We start from the raw sequence: 17,142 nt of genomic DNA on the forward strand, positions 1-17,142 counted from the left end.
GATACATATGAGGCGTTTGATCATGGCAACTGCGGCTGGTCTGGTGCTGCTACAACCGGTTCAGGCGGCGACCTTGACCGATCAGGAAACGCAAGCCCTGCATGACGCCGCAGGGGCGAAACAACGCGCCACCAAGGAGCGCCTCAAAACGCTGTCCAGCGCGCAGATTGCCGATGCCTTGCGCGAAAACCTTTCAGATGTGACCAAAATCATCTTTCAAAAAGGGTATGGCGTGTTTGTCGAATATACCGCTGCCGATGGTCAGGACCGGATGTGGTTTCCCGGCAATACCGGCGTGATCCGCGGCATATGGGGCGTGCGCGATCGCAATGGACGGCCAACGGCCTGTTTCCATTATCTGAAATCGGTCAACGCGGTCACCGGCGAGTTTGAAAGCACCGAATGCGTCCCGCCAGAACAGACGCTGGGTGAAAGCGTGGTGATCGAAAAGCGGCACGGCGATGTGTTCAATCTGCTGTCGGATCGCATCCCCTATCGCAAGGCTCCGCTCGATGTGCCGGCCTGGCCCTGACCACGGTTTGCCTTCGCTTCAGCGCATCACGCGGATGACGCGGGCATGATGGCTGGCCAGATCGGGCACCGGCCAATCGGCGCGTTTGGCCATGTCGTCATACTGGCGCAGGCGCACCGCTGGCGCAAACCATGGATTGGCCTGAAACGCGGCGATCTCGTCGGGCGCCATCGTGCCGCCCTGCAGCGCCAGGCTTAATTGCGATGCCGCCGACAGCGCATCGGCATAGCCGGGCTGCACCGCGCACAGATAGCGTTTGGCCGCCACATGCAACCGCACCGGCTCGGTCACTTCGGGCCCGAACCAGCGCGCCAGATAATCGGCGCCGGTCGCTTCGTGGCGCGCATCGATCCCGCGCAGTTCCGCCGCATTGCCGGCATCGTCGATAAACTGGCCGATGTCGTGCAACAGCGCGGTTGTGACCATCGCATCGTCTTCGCCGGCCTCAACTGCCAGTTGCGCGCATTGCAGGCAATGGCCCAGCTGGTTGACCGTTTCGCCATAATGCACATCGCCAAAACGGGTGATCAGATCGGCAATCGCGGCAAAGCGCGGGTCGGTGATCGGGGTGGTGATGGTGTCGGTCATGATGGCATTCCGGAGGCTGAACGGGCACAGGGATTAGCGCGTAGGCTGCGCCGGCGCGATGGAAAATTGCAAATTTGACATACCCTTCGGATGCTTTGACGGCGCGTGCATTCCCGCATAGGCCACGCGCACGACTGTTTCGTGAAAAGGATAGGCCCATGCGCATCGCCCTGAAATTGCTGTGTTCCGCCATTGCTATAACACTGGCTGCCCCGGTCATGGCCGACACTGCCCCTGCTGCTCCTGTCTCTGGCGCGCCGGTCTATGCGGTGGTCGCGCGCATCCCCGGCGCCGATGGCGGGTGGGATTATGCCGCGGTCGATCCGGTGCGCGGGCGGCTGTACGTTGCACGGACGGATGCGGTGATGGCGGTCGATCTGGCCAGCGGCAAAGTTACCGACCACTTTGCCCCGGCCACCCGCGCGCATGCTGCGCTGCCGATCGACCAGGGCCGCACCTTGCTGGAAACCGACGGCACATCCGGCCTGACGCGGTTCATCGATGCCGACAGCGGCAAGACCCTGGCCGAGGTCGCCACCGGCAAAAAGCCCGATGCGGCATTTGTCGATCATGCCACCGGGCTGGTGGTGGTGATGAACCCGGGCAGCAACAGCGTGGCGCTGATCGATCCCAAAACCCATGCGCTGGTGCGCGCGATCGCGGTGCCCGGCGGGTTGGAAGCCGGTGAGGGCGATGGCCACGGCCACGCCTGGGTCAATCTGGAAGAGGCCAACGCGCTGGCGGAAATCGATCTGAAGGCCGGCACGCTGGTGCGCACCGTGGCGCTTGATGGGTGCGATGGCCCTACCGGGCTGGCGCTGATCGGCGGCGCCACGCGCGTGCTGTCGGCCTGTTCAAACGGGGTGGTCACGGTGGTCGATACCGCCAGTGGCAAACTGGTGCAGACTTTGGCGGTGGGGGCCGGGCCCGATGCGGTGATCGTCGATGGGCCGCGCGGGCTGGCGTTCGTGCCCAGCGGCCAGGCCGGTACACTGTCGGCCATTTCCATTGCCGATCCGGCACACCTGCGCGTGGTCGCCACGATACCCACGCAAAAAGGCGCACGCACCGGCGCGGTCGATCCGCGCACCGGTATCCTCTATCTGCCCACCGCCACCATGGTTCCCGCCGCCAACGGCACCGACCGGCCGCGCCCGGCGCCAGGCTCGTTTGTGGTGCTGGTGGTCGCGCCCAAACCGGTGAACTGACGCGGCCTAGCCGGGCAGGACCATCGGCGCCGAAGGTGACCAGTGCAGCCACACCGGGGTGCCGGCGGGCAGAGCCTGGCTGGCGCTGCGTTCGGCATTGGCAGATGATACCTTGAACATCGTGCCATTGCCGGCCTGCACATCGTACAGCGTGACCGCGCCCAGATAGGCGCTGGTAACAATCGTGCCGTGCGCCCCATTGGCTTGCAAACTGTCAACCGTGCCCGGCTGCTTGGCCTGGGTCATCGCAATCTTTTCAGGGCGGATGCCCACCCATACCGGGCCCGCGATGGTGCCGGTTGCGCCCGGTTCCAGCCGGATCGGCGTATCGAGCGCGGGGCTGGTGAACAGACTACCGGCCAACGTGCCTTCGAACAGGTTGATGGTTCCAATAAAGTCGGCGACGAACCGGTTGGCGGGAAATTCGTACAAGTCACCCGGGCTGGCCACTTGTTGCAGCGTGCCATTGATCATCAGCGCGCACCGGCTGGCCAGCGCCAGCGCCTCATCCTGATCATGCGTCACCATCACGAAAGTCACGCCAACCTCGCGCTGGATCGCGGCCAGTTCACCACGCATGGCATCGCGCAGCTTGGCATCGAGCGCCGACAGCGGTTCGTCCAGCAGCAACACTTTGGGCCGTTTGACCAGCGCGCGCGCCAGCGCCACCCGCTGCCGCTGCCCGCCCGACAGCTGATCAGGACGGCGGCGGGCAAAGTCGGCCAGTTTGACCAGCGCCAGCGCCTCGGCCACGCGCGCCTCACGCTCCGGCGCCGGTACGCGGTCGATCTTCAGGCCATAGGCGACATTGTCGGCCACTGTCATATGCGGGAATACCGCATAGGACTGGAACACCATGTTGACCGGGCGGCGGTTGGGCGGGACGCCCGCCATATCCACTCCGTCGATCACGATGCGGCCAGAACTGGGCGTTTCCAGCCCGGCCAGCATGCGCAGCAGCGTGGTCTTGCCACAGCCCGATGGCCCCAGCAGCGAAAAGAATTCGCCCGCAGCAATTTCCAGGCTGACATCATCGACCGCGGTAAAGCTGCCAAAGCGCTTGGTAACGTTTTCACATTGGATCAACATCAGCGGGGTTCCGTATTGGCGATGTCTTTTCCCTGCAATTTCATTCCAATCAGCGTCAGCAGCACGGTAATCGCCATCAACACGGTGGACGCGGCGTTGACCTCTGGCGTGACCGAAAACCGCACCATCGAATAGATCTTGACCGGAAAGGTCACCGTGTTCGGCCCGGCGGTGAAAAAGGTGATGACGAAATCATCGAGGCTGAGCGTAAACGCCAGCAGCGCGCCCGATACCAGCGCCGGGCGCACATGCGGCAACAGCACATCGAAAAACGCGCGCAATTCGCTGGCGCCCAGATCGCGCGCCGCCTCTTCCATTTCACGGTTGAACGATGCCAGCCGCGCACGCACCACCACGGTCACAAACGGAAAGCTGAAGGTGATGTGCGCGATGATGATCGCGCCCAGATCGAACGGCCACACCAGGTCGCGCGGCCACGGCATGATCGTGCCGAAAAACACCAGCATGGCCACCCCCATGCAGATTTCCGGCACCACGATCGGCAATGTCACCATGCCATCGAACACGCCTTTGCCGATGAAGCGGTACCGCCACAGCGCGATCGCGGCCATCGCCCCCAGCACCACGCTGACCAGCGTCGAAACCGCCGCGATGGTCAGCGAATTGGCAAACGCGCTGATCAGCGCATCGTCATGGGCCAGCCGGCCATACCAGTCGGTGGTGAACCCTTCCCAGCGGATGGTGCGGCGCGAATCGTTGAAACTGAACAGTACCAGGCTGGCCAGCGGCAGATAGAGGAACACCACCACGCCTGCGACCCAGGCCCGCAGTGACCAGCGTCCGGCATAATCGAGCGGGGCGACTTCGCGATGTTTGCGTCCCGCTGCCATCACGCCGCTGCCCGCGCAGTGCTGCGGCGTTCGGCCAGCGCGCGCCACGCCATCGCCGCCAGCGTCAGGTACATCAGCATGAACGACAATGCGGCGCCAAATGGCCAGTCATTGGCGCGTTTGAACTGGCGCTCGATCACGCTGGCGATCATCTGGCTGTCGGGCCCGCCCAGCAGATCGGGCGTCAGGTATGACCCCAGCGCGGGGATGAAGCACAACAGCACCGCTGATACGATCCCTGGCCAGACCACCGGGATCACCACCTGAAACATCGTGCGCAGATGCCCTGCGCCCAGATCCAGGCTGGCCTCTATCAGCGACCGATCCAGCCGGTCGAGCGTCGAAAACAGCGGCAACACGATGAACGGCAAATGCACATATACCAGCCCGACAATCACCGCGAAATTGGTGTGCAACATTTCGAACGGACCCAGCCCGACCATCGCAAACCCGTCGTTGATCCATCCTTCTGTGCGCATCACCGCCATCAGCGCATAGGTCCGCACCAGCAGGTTGGTCCAGAACGGCAGCATGATCGCCAGCAGCAGCGCGATCTTTGCGCGCGGCCCGGCAAAAGTGATCACCAGCGCATAAGGAAACCCGATGATCAGGCAGATCGCCGTGGTCAGCGCGGCATAGACCAGCGATTTGCCGAAAATCATCAGATAGACCGGGTCGAACACGCGGGCGTAATTGGCCAGGGTGCCGGTCACCACCACCTGTGTCAGCCCCTGGGTATGCCCGAAACTGTACCCCCAGATCACCGCCAGCGGCACCACAAAGAACAGCACCATCCACAGCGCCGGCGCGGCCAACACCGCCCAGAACGCTGCGCGGCTGCCGCCGGTGATTCCGCTGGCCCGCCCGGTCATGCGCGCGCCGGGCCCTTTGCCGCAAAGTGGTCCGTTGTTTTCATGCGGTGACACCTAGAATCGGGGGGGCGGGTGGTCAATCGGCGGTACGCGCCTTTTGTGGCCGCACTCCAGCCGCAAAACCATGACAAAGGCGGCGGTGCGCGGCTGGACAGGCCGCGCGGTGATGGCATATGGACACCCGTCATGGCCCACGACGAACAAGCATCGCTGGCGGCATTTCTGGCCGCGCACCCTGATATCGACGGGGTGGAGGCATTCGTGTTCGACGTCGCCGGCGCGGTCAAGGGCAAGTGGCTGACGCGCGACAAGGCATTGGCGGTGGCGGCCAAGGGCCTGCCGATGCCGCTGTCGGTCTATGCGCAGGATGCCTGGGGCTGCGATGTGGCAGAGGCCGGCCTGGCGTTCGGCACCGGCGACCCTGATGGCATCGGCACGCCGATCGCCGGCCGCTTTGCCCTGGTGCCCTGGCGCGAAGGTCGCGTGGCGCAGGCGTTCCTGGAAATGCGCGACAATCGCGGCAATCCGGCCGAGGCCGATCCGCGCGGCGGGCTGGAAACGATCCTGCAGCGCTATGCCGCGCGCGGGCTGACCCCGGTGGTGGCGGTCGAGCTGGAATTTTATCTCTACCGGCTGGAAAATGGCCTGCCGGTGCCGCCCGACGGGTCGGGCGCGGCCAGCTGGCGGCGCAACGAAACGCTGTCGATCAGCACGATGGCGGCGCACCAGCGGCTGATCGATGATATCCTGCGCTGTGCCCACGCCATCGGCATTCCCGCCGACGGCGTGACCAGTGAGGCGGGGCCGGGGCAGTTTGAATTGAACATTCTGCACCGCGCCGATGCGCTGGCAATGGCCGATGATGCCATGCTGATGCGGCGGATCGTGCGCGGGCTGGCGGCCCATCATGGCTTTGGCGCCACATTCATGGCCAAACCGTATGGAGAGGCATCGGGCAGCGGGCTGCATATCCATGCCAGCGTCAACGATGCATCGGGCGTTAATGTGCTGGCCGATAGGGACAGTGGTGCCCCCGCGCCGACCTTGTTCCACGCGGTCGCGGGGCTGGTGTCTGCCATGCCTGAAACGATGCTTGCCTTTGCCCCCAATGCCAATTCGTTCCGGCGGTTCCGTCCGGACAGCCATGCCCCGGTCTCGGCCGGGTGGGGCCACGATGACCGCTCTGCCGCGATCCGCGTGATCGATGGCAGCAAGGCTGGCGGCGGCGCGAAAGCAACGCGGATCGAACACCGCATCTCGGGCGCCGATGCCAATGCCTATCTGGCCATGGGCGCCATGCTTGGGGCGATGTTGCAGGGTATCGAGGCCGGCGTGATGCCGCCCCCGCCGCAAGACCCGCGCGATCCGGGCGCGGGCGAACCGCTGCCGCGCGAATGGGGCGCGGCGATCGACCGTTTTGCCGCATCGGACGTGGCGGCGGATATTTTTGGGGTGCGACTGCGCGATGTGGTGGTGGCCTGCAAACGCCAGGACCGCGCCGCGTTCCTGTCGCACATCGACCGTTTTGAATATGATACCTATCTGAATTTGCTGTAACTTTTTGGTCTGGAGACCCGTGATGAAAATGTTTGTTGTTGCCGCGCTTGCCCTTGTTGCCCCGGTTGCCGCGCATGCCGAGGATGTGGCCGCTGGCAAAGCGGTGTTTGGCCAATGCATGGCCTGCCATGTCGCCAAGCCGGGCGCCGTCGGCGTGGCCGCGCCCAACCTCTATGGCGTGGTCGGGCGCAAGGCCGCATCAACCGGCTTTGCCTATTCCAGCGCGCTGAAGGCTTCAAAGCTGACCTGGGACAAGGCCACGCTGAACACGTTCCTGAAGGCCCCGCAAAAGCTGGTCCCGGGCACGCGCATGGTGATCGCCGTCACCAACGACACCCAGCGCGAAAACGTGATCGCCTATCTCGCTTCGCTGAAATGATTTCACGTCTCGGGAAAACCTGACGCTTAGCGCAACGCCCTGAAAAGAAAGCCCTCCCCCTCAGGGGGAGGGTTGGGTGGGGGTGTCCAAGGCTGATGTGAAGCGCGACAATTCGCCGCGTCGGACACCCTTCCCCAACCCCTCCCCTGAGGGGAGGGGCTTAAGCTACTGGAATCGCCTCAATTGCGGCCTTACAATTGTCATTCCTGCGTTCGGAGGAATGACGAGGAGTGAGCTGCCGAGAGTCCGCTTTCCTCCACTCTCTGCCTTTCAACCGTGCGGCGAACTTGTCTACGCGGCCCAAGGAATGATGCAGTGGTAAACCGTCCTAAACAAACAGCTCATTCACCGCGCGGAACGCCTGATCGATTGCCGAACTGGTATAGGCGGCGCGGCCTGAATCCGAATTGGCAATAGTGATCGCGCCGAACCGTGCACGCCCCACTAGGTGCGGAGCATCGGGCTGGTTGTCGCAGCGGGCATCCCACAGCGCATTGTATTCCGCAGCATAGCCATGCGGCCAGCGGTTGACAGTGATTGCGGCAATATCGGCCTTTGCATCAAAGCCGTGCTTGCCCAGCGTGCGGGTCAACAGATCGACCAGCTGTTTTTCAAATGTCGCAAAATCGGTGCTCTGTAGCGCCAGCCGCCCGGCGCGCGACTGGTCGTGTTCGGGCAGGCCCGGCTGGTGCGGCACGTGCGTGGCGTGCAGCACAATCGGATCATCGGGGGATTGCGCGACTTCCAGCCCGCCGATCGGCGCAGTGCGGTCGAGCGATGCGCCGGTATAGAACCCGCCGGGGCACTGGATCGATGATATCCCGGCCTTGGCAAACGCGCGCCAGTTGTTGAGCGCCACGCTGACATAGACCAGCGGTTCCTTCACCAGTTCGTGCAGCGCGGCCTGTTGTGGCGCGGGCAGGTCGGGCACCAGATAGGGGATGATCATGTTCCAGCAGGCCATGACCACATGCCGCGCCGCCACTTTGGCCACCGCGCCGTCGCGGGTATAGACCACGTCGGCGCCGGCGCCCGCACGGTTGGCCGCGCGCAGGACGGTGCTCGACAGGCGTATCCGCACCGAATTCGCCTCGCGGTCCAGCGCGGCATAATCCACCTTGGCCAGGATCGATTCCTCTGCCGTCAGGTCGTCCCTGGCAAAGCCGGGCACCAGACTGGCCACCAGCAGCCGCGCGATGGTCGCATTGCCATCGGGAAAATGGAACGCATAACTGCCCCCGGTCTGGGCAAACCCGCGCGGGGTAAAGCCCATCGCCATGGTCCCGCCTGGCGGCAATTGCGCCGCGGCAAACCCCGGCAACCGTGCGCCCCAGGCATCGAGTGCGGTGATCGCATCGGCGCCGACGCACCACCAGCCCAGCGGTCGGTTCTGGTACAATTTGACTGCGTCGGGCCCCAGCCGGCCGTGCTTCATCAGATAATCGCGATAGCTGATGCGGCTCAGGTAATCCTTGCGGTCGGCAACCGGCATGGCGCCCAGCGGATCAAACCGCCCCTGATCGAGCGCGTCGATCTGCGCCAGCGCGCGCGGCGACAGGGCTCCCCCGGCCAGTGCCGTGGCCAGCGGGGTGCCGCGTGGCACCGGATGAAGGCTGTCGCGGCCAAAGGTTTCGGCATCCAGAAACATGGCCTGGCCCATGTTCAGCCGTTTGAACACCGCACCGCGCTGGTCATCGTATTGCGCGGCCAGCCGTGGCACATCGATGCCCACCCGGCGCAACACGCCATCGGCCACCGGGCTGTAAGGATAGGGGCTGTCGATTCCCAGCGTGCCGCCGTTCATGATCAGCGTGTGGCCGCGCAGGTGGAATTCGTTGCGTTTGGCATGGCCGCCAAAATCGTCGTGGTTTTCCAGGATCAGGATTTTCGCGTCGGGGTTGCGGTCGCGGTAAAACAGCGCGGCCGACAGCCCGCTGATCCCGCCACCGACCACCACCAGGTCATAGCTTTCCGCAGGCGCCCCGGCCATGGCCTGGCCGATCGCCTGCCCGTCGCGCAAGGCATGTGCCATTTCAAACGATCCGGGGTGCGACCCGCGCAGGCCGGTGCGCAGTGGCGGATAGGCGGCGTCGGGGGTGCTGGCGGCGGTTTCAGCGTTGGCCGCGGCGGCGGGCAGCCCGGCCAGCGCGCCCACCAGCGCCGCTGCGGCCGAACCGGCGGCGGCGCCTTGCACAAAATCGCGGCGGGTCACGCCATCGTCATGGGGCTGGTGGTCGGTCATCGGGGCTCTCCGTCAGGATGACCAAACCTATCATTGCCGCCGCGTTTGGCCACAACTTTGCTGCGCCGGTTTGGCGCATCGCGGTGACCCGGTGTATGCTGATCATGCGATGCCCAAAACCAACCCGAAACCCGCCTCCGCCAACGCCAGATTTGCCGCATCGGTCAGCGCCAGCACCGACAGCACTGTGCCCGAACACCGCGCGCTGCCACCGTTTGCGGCGCTGCGCGCGTTTGAGGTGGCGGGGCGCGTCGGCGGCATTCGCCGGGCCGGCCAATTGCTGGGGGTCGATCACACCGTGGTCAGCCGGCATGTGCGCGCGCTGGAACAATGGTTGGGTGTGCCGCTGGTCGATCGCAGTGGTGGTCGGCTCACGCTGACCGAGGCGGGGCGGGCGTATCATGCGCGGATTTCGGCGGCGGTGCACGATCTGGTGGCGGCCACGCGCGATGCCATGGCCAGCGCCGGCGAAACCGGCGTGCGGATTTGGGCGGTGCCCGGGCTATCCACGCAATGGCTGTCGGATCAACTGGCCGATTTTGAACGCAGCGATCCCGGCTTTGCGGTCGAACTGCGCCCGACCGATCAGTGCGCCAATCTCGCGCAGTTCGACGCCGATGCCGATATCCGCTTTTACGGCGATGACTGGCCACCGCGCCCGGGCGGGCCGGGGCTGCAGGCGCTGGAATTGGCACGCCCGCCAATGATGATCGTCGCCAGCCCGGCGCTGGCCGCGACACTGGCGCTGCATGGCGCTGCCGACTTGTGTCAGGCGCCGTTGCTGCACGAGGAACATCACGAACAGTGGCGCGCGTGGTTGGCCGCGAACGGCGTTACGGTCGATGCCGGCACGCTGTCCGGGCCGCTGTTGTGGCACGCGCATCTGGCCATCGCGGCGGCGCGGCAGGGGCGCGGGCTGGCGCTGGCCAACCGCTATCTGGTCGGGGCCGATCTGGCCAGCGGTGCGCTGGTCGAACTCGTGGTGCCGGGCACGCGCCCGGTCACCATTGGCAGTTACTGGTTCGTGGCGCGCGCCGACCGTTGGTCCAGCGCGGGCATTGCCAGGTTGCGCACGTTTCTGCGCGCACGCGCAGCCGGCTGATCAGGCGGTCTGGCGCAGGACTTCGCCCAGCAGGGCAAACAGTTCATGGATCTGCGCGGCGGAAATGATCAGCGGCGGCGACAGCGCGATGATGTCGCCGGTCACGCGGACCAGCAGACCGGCGTCGAACGCGCGGTGAAACACCTCCATCGCGCGCGCACCTGGCGCGCCGGCGCGCGGGGCCAGTTCGATCCCGGCGACCAGCCCCAGATTGCGCACGTCGATCACATTGGGGCAATCGCGCAAGGCATGCGCCGCGTCTTCCCAGGTCTGCGCCAGGCTGGCGGTATGGGCAAAAGTGCCCTCATCCTGGTACAGCTTCAGCGTGGCGATCGCCGCCGCTGCCGCCAGCGGATGGCCCGAATAGGTATAGCCGTGAAAGAATTCGATGCCCGCCGGCGACTGGTTGATCACCGTATCGTGCACGTGACGGCTGGCGGCGACCGCGCCCATCGGCACCGCGCCATTGGTGAGGCCCTTGGCCATGGTGATCAGATCGGGCGTCACGCCAAAATATTCCGCCGCGGTGGCGGTGCCCAGCCGGCCAAACCCGGTGATGACCTCGTCAAAGATCAGCAGGATGCCGTATTTGTGGGTGATGTCACGCAACCGCTGCAAATAGCCCTGCGGCGGCACCAGCACCCCGGTTGACCCGGCCACCGGTTCAACAATCACCGCCGCGATCGTTTCGGGGCCGTGCAGCGCCACCAGTTCTTCCAGCTCGTCGGCCAGATTGCCGTTCGACGGCTGCTGCCCGCGCTGAAACCGCACGGCATCGCCATGGGTATGGGCCAGATGATCGACCCCCCACACCTGGCTGACATGGCGGCGGCGGTTGCCGCCGATCCCGCCGACCGACATCCCGCCGAAATTGGTGCCGTGATAGCCGCGCTGGCGCCCGATCAGCCGGAACCGCGTGCCTTCGCCGCGCGCCAGATGATAGGCGAGCGCGATTTTCAGCGCAGTATCGGCGCTTTCCGACCCGGAATTGGTGAAAAATACGCGGTCCAGCCCTTCCGGCATCAGCCGGGCCACCGCGCTGGCGGCCTGAAACGCCAGCGGATGCGCCAGCTGAAAGGTCGGCGCGAAATCGAGCGTCTGTGCCGCCTCTGCAATCGCCGCCGCGATCGGCGCGCGGCCATGCCCGGCGTTCACACACCACAGCCCGGCGGTGCCATCCAGCAGCCGTTGTCCATCGGTGGTGACATAATGCATGTCGCGCGCAGATGCGAACATGCGCGGATTGGCCTTGAAATGGCGGTTGTTGGTAAACGGCATCCAGAAATGCGCCATGTCGACATCGCCGGCGGCGGCGATCAGTTCGTCGGATGAGCGAATGGCGAGTTTGGCGATGGTGGCCATGTCGGGATCTTTCGTGGGGCGTGGCGTTCTGATGTGATCATGCAGCGGGAACGCGCGCGGCGAAAGAGGCAATTGATCCCGCAGATGGTGCATCCCATGCACCACCCATGGAGCGGGTTGCCCCTGTCGGGGCGAACCGCCGCGCGCTAAACTCCATACATCTGTTTGCGCAATCCGCGCGAATATTGACGCAAGCGCGGCGATGGTAGAGACCCCACGCCGATTCCGATGACCCGAAAGGTTGACGCATGAATGCGATTGCTGGCGTAACAAAGCCCTCCCGCCCCGAACTGGCCCGTGCCGATCTGTGGCGCGAAGCGGCGTTTGTCGGTGGCACCTGGGCGACCGGCACCCGCACGATCGCGGTGGATAACCCGGCAACCGGTGCGGTCATCGGCCATGTGCCCGATCTGGGCGCGGCCGAGGCGGATGCCGCGGTGACCGCCGCCCACGCCGCCTTTGCCGGCTGGCGCGCAAAGACGGGCAAGGAACGCGGGGTGATCCTGCGCCGCTGGTCCGAACTGATGCATGCCCATGCCGATGATCTGGCGCTGATCATGACCGCCGAACAGGGCAAACCGCTGGCCGAGGCCAAGGGCGAAGTGGCCTATGCCGCCGCGTTTCTCGAATGGTTTGCCGAAGAGGCGCGGCGCGTGCGCGGCGAAGTGCTGACCCCGCATATGGCCGACCGCCGCCTGGTGGTCACGCGCCAGCCGGTGGGCGTGGTGGGCGCGATCACGCCGTGGAATTTCCCGCTGGCGATGATCACGCGCAAGGCCGGTCCGGCGCTGGCGGTGGGCTGCACGTTCGTGGTCAAACCGTCGGAACTGACGCCATTTTCCGCGCTGGCGCTGGCGGTGCTGGCGGCGGAGGCGGGCGTGCCCGCCGGCGTGTTCAGCGTGGTAACCGGCGATGCCAAGGCGATCGGCGGCGTGCTGACGGGCGATCCGCGCGTGTCCAAGTTCACCTTTACCGGGTCCACCCCGGTGGGCAAACTGCTGGCAGCGCAATGCGCCGGCACGGTCAAACGCGTCAGCCTGGAACTGGGCGGCAACGCGCCGTTCATCGTGTTTGACGACGCCGATGTCGATGCCGCGGTCGAAGGCGCGCTGGTGTCGAAATTCCGCAACACCGGGCAGACCTGCGTCTGCGCCAACCGCATCTATGTGCACGATGCGGTCTATGACGCGTTTGCGCAAAAACTGGCGGCGCGGGTGGCCACCTATCGCGTCGGGCCGGGGCTGGACGGTCCGACCGAACAGGGCCCGCTGATCGATGGCCGCGCGGTGGTGAAGATTGCCGCGCACGTGGCCGATGCCGTGGCGCATGGCGCACGCGTGCTGACCGGCGGCGCGCCGCACCCGGCGGGTGACCGGTTCTATCAGCCGACCGTGCTGGTCGATGTCGCGCCCGATGCGTTGCTGGCGCGCGAAGAAACCTTTGGGCCGCTGGCCGGCCTGATCCGCTTTCATGACGAGGCGGAGGCCGTGCGGCTGGCCAATGACACCCGCGCGGGCCTTGCCTCATATGTCTATACCGCCAGCGCGCCGCGCCAGTGGCGGCTGATGGAATCGCTGGAATACGGCATGGTCGGCATCAACACCGGGCTGATTTCGACTGAGGCCGCACCGTTTGGCGGGGTCAAGGAATCCGGCCTGGGCCGCGAAGGATCGCACCTGGGGCTGGACGACTACCTGGAGATCAAACTGGCCTGCATCGCGATCTGACGGGGCGGGCGCATCCGTGATTTATCGTCGCCCCGGGTCAAGCCCGGGGCGATGAAAAAAGGGGAGGTTGCTGCTAGGCGGTTAGCCGCGCCAGCCATGCCTGCGCCTGTTTCGGTTCGCCCACCGCCTGCGGGCTGACCGGGCCGCGCGCGGCCAGGAATTCCTGTTGCAGCGCGAATGGTTCCATATCCAGTTGCGCGCGCGCGGCGTCGATCGCATCGCCAAGGTCAGTCAGTTGGTCGATTACCGGCGCGATCGCCAGCCTCGCAACGCGGTCGGGCTTGTGGTCGAACAGGCCCCATTTGCCCGCTGCGGTCACCTTTAGCGCTTCGATCAGCGCGGCGGTATATTCCGCCTCCATATCGATGCGGCGGGCATCGAGCCGTTCCATTCGATCAATTTTGGCCATGATGCGGCACTACACTGCAAGGCGGGCTTGAACAACCCGGCCGCAGTCATCGTGGCCTCTTGCGGCTCAGCCCGATCATTCGTTCGCCAGGCCTGCGCCCTTGCAAAGGTCATGAAAGTCATTGATGTCTTTGGCATTGAACCAATCGGCCAAATAGGTTGGCCAACCGCTCGTCCACGCGCCAAAGTTTGCCACGGATTCACCGCCATACAGCATCTTTTTGGATGACCCTACCGAATAGCCGATAACGCCTGGCTGTACTTTTCCAAATCGGCGCAGCCATCTCTTGGCAACTTTTTCGCGATCAATGCTCGAATCCGCACCTTGGTCATAAACTTTCAGATTAAAACCATAGTGTTCTGATACGTTTTCGTTAGAGTACTGATAGTGATATTCTACCGAGTATCGATCACCTTTTGCAGACAAATCAAAGCTGGTCATTTTTTCGCTCACCTTGCGCTTGACTATTGGTTCAGGCATTTTCTCAAGTGGGAATTGTTGTATCGTTGCTACCGGATTGAATTTGGCGTTCAGATTTTTGCACATCCACGTTGCGATAGAATCGATGTCATCGGCTCTCGCTTCATTCAGCCCGCACAAAAACAGTGGAAACATGGCGACGGCTGCGCATAGTTGGTGCTTCGGCAGGTATTTATTCATTCGCGGGTTCCTTTTCGGTAATTACTCTGAAGCCTATCGCATCACCTTTTGCATTCAATGGAAATACATCGCGATCAGCTGCCGCGCCTGGATCATTTCTCCAGGATTTTCCTCGTACAACGTAAGAATTGCATACCTGGTTTTCTGAAGAGCCGTCGCAAGTCGATGTCCATTCCGCGATCAGACCCAATGCTGCGATATGTTCGCCATCGCCCGGCAGCGCCATGCCGCCCACCAAATCTTTGTGCGAGTAGGAATGTGGTGGCTCCTCTTTGGTGTGAAGCCGATCCCATTGGGCGCTGGTCGGAAGCAGGTATTCGTGGCCTGTTGAATCAGTCAGCCATTCAACAAATGTCATGGAATCTTTCCAGCTTACAAAAATCGCAGGTGCATTGTCGGAATACGAATCCAGATCAGATTTGATCGCATTGCATCGCAAATTTTCGACACATTTTTTCCACAAGCCTATGGATATCGGATTGGCTGACGCCCAGAATTTTCCGGTAGGCGTATCCACGGGAATCATATGAAGGCAAAATCGACAATTCACTTGCGCAGGGGCAATTCGTGATCTTGCAGGTGTCAGTAACGCAGTTTCCTTGCACGTGCTCAAGCAGTACTGCTCATCCAGATTGTTTCGATATTCCGCGCGTTGTGAGCCATGCGTGGCAGCCAGCAAATCGTATTTGATCGCGCTGAACAGAAGCTCAAGGGGAATTCCGCTTTGCTGCACATTGTGCGCGAATACTTTGGCATAGGGCGATGATTCGGACGGGGGGCCGTCATCGGCAACGGCGCCAGCCGCAGCGGAAAACGCAATCAGGCTGTTGCGGCCACCCTGAATTTCCGCAAGACCGCGGGTAACAGAGCCGCGTGATCGCTGAAATGGATTTTCGCGGCACGCATCCAGCACGATGATATTGGCGATGCGAAGAACCCGGGATCGTTCAAGGCCGCGCTCACCCCCGGTTGGGTTAGGCTCATCCGTGGCGATTTGTGGACGGTCAAACAGCAGATCGTTGGCGACAACCATATCCCGGGCGAGTGTGCGTTCCACCTCTTCGGTTATTGTCTTTCCCAAATTTCTGGGGTCGCCCGCGCCAATCGGCACTAGGTAATTCACGCCATTTATCTGGATTCCGTGACCGGCGTAATAAATGAGGTAAATCTCATTATTGCTCGAAAGTTTTGCCTTTTCGTAAAAGCGCTGAACGACGCGTCGCATTCCGACTGCTGGCAAATCAACATCAAGTTCCACATCTCCAAAACCTGATGAAGACAAAGCTGCTTTCACAAGTTTCGCGTCGTTCAAAGTGTTGGGCAATCGTGACCATGTGACGTTATCATAATTGGAATTTGCAATGATCAGCGCGTGACGACTGGCTTGCGGTGAGGCATCGGCCAATGCCGGGTAAATGCTGATCTCTGTCAGCACAAACAACCAGAACCACACCCAAAGTGCCCGGAAAAATCGCCCCCACATTTCTGTCTGTTCCACGATTCGTAACACTGCGCGATATGCTTAACGTTCACCGCGCGTCAAAGTCAACCGAACGACATTGGCATACACAACCGGTGTATAAGTATAGTCTGTTTCGAAAAATGTGGCACCGCAAACCAGTCAGCCAACTGTGTAAGGCGTCGTTGCGTGCATTCGCCGTTACGGGCTACCCTGTGATGCCAGGAATAGCCCCGCCCTTATGGGTTGTTGTTGGGCTGTTACGGGTGGGCAGCCTTGCGCTTTGCACGGAATGCATGGCGATTTTGTTGAATGAAAAGGCGCGTTTCCGACCATCCTGGTCAGCACGGATAGCAATGGGCCTGGTGTTCACATGAACAAGCTACGCTCGCTCGATTTCCGGCGAGGATATGGCATACTGTCACTCAGGATGTGCAATCTCTATCGCCTTCACGCTGGCCCCGCGGTCATTGCGCAGCTGTTTGATGTCGTGGCCGGCATCGACGGCAATCGCGGGGATGAGGTCTATCCCGGCTATCCCGGTCTGGTGGTGGCCGATGGGGTTGCGCGCACGATGACCTGGGGCTTTCCGCTGGTGCTGAAGGGCCGGCAGGGTCAGCCGCTAAAGCCCAAATCGGTCACCAATGCGCGCGAAGACAAGCTGCACAGCGCGTTCTGGCGCGCCAGTTTTGCCACTCGCCGCTGCCTGATCCCGGTCAGCGCCTGGGCAGAGGCCGAAGGCACAGCGCGGGCGATGACGCGCACCTGGTATGCGCTGCCCGGCGATGCGCCGTTCGCGGTCGCCGGGCTGTGGCGGCCCAGCGATACCTGGGGCGATGTCTATGCCATGGTCATGGTCGCGGCATCGCCGCAGATGGCCGATGTCCACGATCGCATGCCGGTGATCGTGGCGCGCGAGGCCTGGGCGACCTGGCTGCACGGCGAATCCGATGCCGCGTTTGCCTTGTGCCAGACCTATGGCGGCGAACTGGCGGTGGATCGCACCGCTGATCGCTGGGCCGGCGGGACGGTGCGCCAGCCGGGATTGTTTGAGGCGGGGTAAACGCTTGGCACGTCGTTTGTGCCATAACCGGACAGCGACCGG

16 protein-coding genes are annotated in these 17,142 nt (G+C 63.3%); 7 read left to right on the forward strand and 9 right to left on the reverse strand.

Annotation, left to right across the window (positions count from 1 at the left end):
* Positions 1-22 precede the first annotated feature (22 nt).
* Positions 23-532 (forward strand): hypothetical protein, encoded by a 510-nt coding sequence (locus ABWP89_RS04280; protein WP_353227476.1) that lies wholly within the window; start codon positions 23-25, stop codon positions 530-532.
* 18 nt (positions 533-550) lie between these two features.
* Here the strand turns inward: ABWP89_RS04280 and ABWP89_RS04285 are convergent, their stop codons facing one another.
* On the reverse strand, positions 551-1,120 hold the full coding sequence (locus ABWP89_RS04285) for an HD domain-containing protein (RefSeq protein ID WP_353227477.1): 570 nt from the start codon (positions 1,118-1,120) through the stop codon (positions 551-553).
* Positions 1,121-1,278: 158 nt separating this feature from the next.
* Here ABWP89_RS04285 and ABWP89_RS04290 point away from each other — a divergent pair, with 158 nt between their 5' ends.
* Positions 1,279-2,328, forward strand: coding sequence for a YncE family protein (locus ABWP89_RS04290; protein ID WP_353227478.1), 1,050 nt, complete (start codon positions 1,279-1,281; stop codon positions 2,326-2,328).
* A 6-nt stretch (positions 2,329-2,334) separates the two neighbouring features.
* On the opposite strand, the gene ABWP89_RS04295 is transcribed toward ABWP89_RS04290, so the two are convergent.
* From ABWP89_RS04295 to ABWP89_RS04305, 3 genes are read right to left on the reverse strand one after another with little or no spacing between them, the layout of a single operon-like run.
* Positions 2,335-3,417, reverse strand: coding sequence for an ABC transporter ATP-binding protein (locus ABWP89_RS04295; protein ID WP_353227480.1), 1,083 nt, complete (start codon positions 3,415-3,417; stop codon positions 2,335-2,337).
* Positions 3,417-4,268: an ABC transporter permease gene (locus ABWP89_RS04300; RefSeq protein ID WP_353227482.1), complete on the reverse strand. Its 852-nt coding sequence runs from the start codon at positions 4,266-4,268 to the stop codon at positions 3,417-3,419. The genes ABWP89_RS04295 and ABWP89_RS04300 overlap by 1 nt, the downstream gene beginning before the upstream one ends.
* On the reverse strand, positions 4,268-5,140 hold the full coding sequence (locus ABWP89_RS04305) for an ABC transporter permease (protein ID WP_353227484.1): 873 nt from the start codon (positions 5,138-5,140) through the stop codon (positions 4,268-4,270). The genes ABWP89_RS04300 and ABWP89_RS04305 overlap by 1 nt, the downstream gene beginning before the upstream one ends.
* Before the next feature lie 186 nt (positions 5,141-5,326).
* Between ABWP89_RS04305 and ABWP89_RS04310 the strand changes: the two genes are divergently transcribed.
* Together ABWP89_RS04310 and ABWP89_RS04315 are read left to right on the forward strand one after the other, a co-directional pair.
* On the forward strand, positions 5,327-6,697 hold the full coding sequence (locus ABWP89_RS04310; protein ID WP_353227485.1) for a glutamine synthetase family protein: 1,371 nt from the start codon (positions 5,327-5,329) through the stop codon (positions 6,695-6,697).
* Positions 6,698-6,719: 22 nt separating this feature from the next.
* Entirely contained in the window at positions 6,720-7,076 is a 357-nt protein-coding gene (locus ABWP89_RS04315; RefSeq protein ID WP_353227486.1) for a c-type cytochrome, read from the forward strand.
* 328 nt (positions 7,077-7,404) lie between these two features.
* On the opposite strand, the gene ABWP89_RS04320 is transcribed toward ABWP89_RS04315, so the two are convergent.
* Positions 7,405-9,318 (reverse strand): NAD(P)-binding protein, encoded by a 1,914-nt coding sequence (locus ABWP89_RS04320; protein ID WP_353227488.1) that lies wholly within the window; start codon positions 9,316-9,318, stop codon positions 7,405-7,407.
* 109 nt (positions 9,319-9,427) lie between these two features.
* Here ABWP89_RS04320 and ABWP89_RS04325 point away from each other — a divergent pair, with 109 nt between their 5' ends.
* Complete coding sequence (locus ABWP89_RS04325) at positions 9,428-10,420, forward strand: LysR substrate-binding domain-containing protein (RefSeq protein ID WP_353227489.1); 993 nt, start codon at positions 9,428-9,430, stop codon at positions 10,418-10,420.
* On the opposite strand, the gene aptA is transcribed toward ABWP89_RS04325, so the two are convergent.
* Positions 10,421-11,782: an omega-aminotransferase AptA gene (gene aptA / locus ABWP89_RS04330; protein WP_353227491.1), complete on the reverse strand. Its 1,362-nt coding sequence runs from the start codon at positions 11,780-11,782 to the stop codon at positions 10,421-10,423.
* Positions 11,783-12,030: 248 nt separating this feature from the next.
* Here aptA and ABWP89_RS04335 point away from each other — a divergent pair, with 248 nt between their 5' ends.
* Positions 12,031-13,509 (forward strand): NAD-dependent succinate-semialdehyde dehydrogenase, encoded by a 1,479-nt coding sequence (locus ABWP89_RS04335; protein WP_353227493.1) that lies wholly within the window; start codon positions 12,031-12,033, stop codon positions 13,507-13,509.
* A 73-nt stretch (positions 13,510-13,582) separates the two neighbouring features.
* On the opposite strand, the gene ABWP89_RS04340 is transcribed toward ABWP89_RS04335, so the two are convergent.
* The 3 genes from ABWP89_RS04340 to ABWP89_RS04350 all read right to left on the reverse strand — a co-directional run bounded on the left by ABWP89_RS04340 (position 13,583) and on the right by ABWP89_RS04350 (position 16,076).
* Entirely contained in the window at positions 13,583-13,918 is a 336-nt protein-coding gene (locus ABWP89_RS04340; protein WP_353227494.1) for a hypothetical protein, read from the reverse strand.
* A gap of 75 nt (positions 13,919-13,993) precedes the next feature.
* Positions 13,994-14,578: a hypothetical protein gene (locus tag ABWP89_RS04345; protein ID WP_353227495.1), complete on the reverse strand. Its 585-nt coding sequence runs from the start codon at positions 14,576-14,578 to the stop codon at positions 13,994-13,996.
* On the reverse strand, positions 14,571-16,076 hold the full coding sequence (locus tag ABWP89_RS04350) for a caspase family protein (RefSeq protein ID WP_353227497.1): 1,506 nt from the start codon (positions 16,074-16,076) through the stop codon (positions 14,571-14,573). The genes ABWP89_RS04345 and ABWP89_RS04350 overlap by 8 nt, the downstream gene beginning before the upstream one ends.
* A gap of 391 nt (positions 16,077-16,467) precedes the next feature.
* Here ABWP89_RS04350 and ABWP89_RS04355 point away from each other — a divergent pair, with 391 nt between their 5' ends.
* A complete protein-coding gene (locus ABWP89_RS04355; RefSeq protein WP_353227625.1) occupies positions 16,468-17,100 on the forward strand; it encodes an SOS response-associated peptidase in 633 nt (210 codons plus the stop codon).
* The last annotated feature ends 42 nt before the right edge of the window (positions 17,101-17,142 follow it).

Source organism: Novosphingobium sp., assembly GCF_040398825.1.
Classification (GTDB): Bacteria; Pseudomonadota; Alphaproteobacteria; order Sphingomonadales; family Sphingomonadaceae; genus Novosphingobium.